1 protein-coding gene is annotated in these 575 nt (G+C 48.5%); it reads right to left on the bottom strand.

All coding sequences use genetic code 11. From position 1 onward, the window contains the following. Positions 1 to 575: GTP-binding protein (locus IE094_RS15485; protein ID WP_189641615.1), on the bottom strand; the 575-nt coding region annotated here is incomplete at its 3' end.

The following is a 575-nucleotide window of genomic DNA, read 5'->3' as shown; positions in this document are numbered from 1 at the left end:
GCAGCCATCAATTCAGCAATTTTGTCTTTGCCGATCGCATCGTCGCGGTCTTCCAAAGCTGCCAAAGCTGAACCTGCGATGATTGGAATATCATCACCTGGGTAATCGTAATCGCTCAACAATTCACGAATTTCCATTTCAACCAATTCCAACAACTCGTCGTCGTCTACTTGGTCAACTTTGTTCATGAAAACAACCATTGAAGGGATGCCAACCTGGCGGCCCAACAAGATGTGCTCGCGTGTTTGTGGCATAGGGCCGTCAGCTGCGTTCACAACCAAGATCGCGCCGTCCATTTGCGCCGCACCAGTGATCATGTTTTTCACATAGTCAGCGTGGCCTGGGCAATCAACGTGTGCGTAGTGGCGGTTTTCGGTTTCATATTCAACGTGTGCTGTTGAAATTGTAATACCGCGTGCTTTTTCTTCTGGCGCGCCGTCAATTTCGTCATACGCTTTGAAGTCACCAAATTGCTTGGTGATCGCTGCGGTCAATGTTGTCTTACCGTGGTCAACGTGGCCAATTGTGCCGATGTTGCAATGCGGTTTCGAACGTTCAAACTTTTCTTTTGCCAT

It is taken from the genome of Paramylibacter ulvae (assembly GCF_014652655.1).
GTDB lineage: Bacteria > Pseudomonadota > Alphaproteobacteria > Rhodobacterales > Rhodobacteraceae > Amylibacter > Amylibacter ulvae.
Note: the sequence above shows the minus strand (reverse complement) of the source record. Positions and strands in the feature narration are given on the sequence as shown.